Source organism: Nitrospirota bacterium (genome assembly GCA_016212185.1).
Classification (GTDB): domain Bacteria; phylum Nitrospirota; class Thermodesulfovibrionia; order UBA6902; family DSMQ01; genus JACRGX01.
The window spans coordinates 1-2,282 of record JACRGX010000040.1 but is presented as its reverse complement, the minus strand read 5'-3'; the positions used below and the strand labels follow the sequence as shown (position 1 = coordinate 2,282).

Annotated in this window: 1 protein-coding gene; it reads left to right on the top strand. The window is 41.7% G+C overall.

The genetic code is table 11. The features are described 5' to 3' along the window. Positions 1-215 precede the first annotated feature (215 nt). A partial coding sequence (locus HZA10_04630) for a DNA gyrase subunit B (protein ID MBI5195588.1) occupies positions 216-2,282 on the top strand: 2,067 nt, incomplete at its 3' end.

Below are 2,282 nucleotides of genomic sequence, written 5' to 3'. Positions count from 1 at the left end.
AGCTGTTATAGTAACGGCAATAAATTCGTTTACGTTTAAAGAATATAAACTTGTCATTGCGGCTTGTCCGCAATCATTCTTTATAAGAAAGATTCCCGACAAGCGGGAATGACATTAAATATTAGAGCTAAATTTATTTAATGCTGTTGCTATAGTTACTAACTGCTATGCGAGTCATTGACTAATTGCTAACAGCTATCTAAGAAAGGGAGTAAATGAAAGAAGAGATACAAAATATAAATGGAGAGACCTATGAAGCAGGGGACATAAAAGTCCTTAAAGGTCTTGAAGCTGTCAAAAAAAGACCTGCTATGTACATAGGGAATACGAGCTTTGAAGGACTCCATCACCTCGTCTACGAGGTAGTGGATAACAGCGTTGATGAGGCGCTTGCAGGTTTCTGCGATAAAATAGATATCACCATTCACATGGAAGGCAGCATTACTGTTATTGACAACGGGAGGGGCATTCCGACAGGTCCGCATCCGGGTGATGCAAAAGGCAGGACTGCTGCTGAAATAGCGCTTACAGAACTTCATGCCGGAGGAAAATTTGAGAGCAAGGCATACACAATTTCAGGCGGATTACACGGTGTCGGAGTTTCAGTGGTCAATGCACTTTCTGAATGGCTTGACATGGAGATAAAACAAAATGGAGAGGTCTGGGAGCAGCATTATGAAAGAGGCATGCCAAAAGAGCCGCTTACAAAAGTTGGGAAAACAAAAAGCAGGGGGACAAAAATAACCTTTAAGCCAGATGCCGAGATATTTGAGACAACAGAGTTTAACTATGATATCTTATCCAATAGATTCAGAGAGATAGCCTTTTTAAACAAGGGGCTTCTGATTGGAATTGCTGACGAGAGGATTAACAAAGAGCAGTCCTTTGTTTACAAGGGCGGGATTGTCTCATTTGTGGAGCACTTAAATAAAAATAAGAATCCCCTTCATCCACAACCTATATATGTCACAAAAGAAAAAGACGGCATCACAATAGAAGTTGCCATTCAATACAATGACGGCTATGCTGAGACTCTTTATTCTTTTGCAAATAACATCAATACTAAAGAAGGCGGTACACACCTTATCGGATTTAAATCTGCGCTTACAAGAACAGCCAATAGTTATGCAACATCATACGGCTTGATTAAAAGCCCAAAAGAGTCGCTGACAGGTGATGATATCAGAGAAGGGCTCACCGCGGTTATAAGCGTAAAACTTCCCAATCCCCAGTTTGAAGGACAGACAAAGACCAAGCTCGGAAACAGCGAGATAAAGGGCATTGTTGAGTCGCTGGTCAATGATACACTTGGCAGTTATTTTGAACAAAATCCTTCGGTAGCAAGAAAAATAATTGATAAGGCGCTTCAGGCCTCAAGGGCAAGGGAAGCTGCGAGAAAGGCAAGGGAACTCGTGAGAAAAGGCGCGCTTGAACACAGCGGACTCCCCGGCAAGCTCGCTGACTGCGCTGAAAAGGATCCGAGTTTAAGTGAGATATTTATTGTAGAGGGCGATTCTGCAGGCGGTTCCGCAAAGCAGGGCAGAGACAGGCATTATCAGGCAATCTTACCCCTGAAAGGAAAAATCCTGAATGTTGAGAAGGCACGGTTTGACAAGATGCTGAATTCTGATGAGATAAGGATATTAATAACTGCTCTTGGCACCGGCATTGAAAAAGATTTCGATATTACAAAGTCCCGTTATCACAAAATCATAATCATGACGGATGCTGACGTAGATGGCGCGCATATAAGAACTCTGCTCCTAACCTTTTTCTTCAGACAGATGTCGCAGATTATTGAAAATGGATACCTTTATATTGCACAGCCGCCTTTGTTTAAGGTTAAAAAAGGCAAGTCAGAACGATATATACAAAATGAGGGCAAACTTGAAGACATGCTTTTTGAACTTGCAGCAGATGAGATGGAAATCCCGATTAACGGAAAGTCTCTGACTGGCAAGACCCTTATCCCGTATTTAAGAAAACTCTCCAAGTTTGAAAAACTCCTGGGCTGGTTTGAGAGGAGAAAACACGATACAACATTAATGAAGACCCTTCTTGGCCTTGATATAAACAAAGATATCTTAAAGGATGAGAAAACTATTCAATCCATAGTAAACAAATTTAAGTCAGAATTCCCTGATGTCTCCGAAGAAATTGAATTTGACGAAGAACATCAGGCCTACAGGGTTGAATTGAAGAGGGGGAGGTTGAGCCTCAGAATTGATGATGAATTTCTGGCTTCTCCTGACTGCAAGGAACTTTGCAGTCTCTATGCAGCT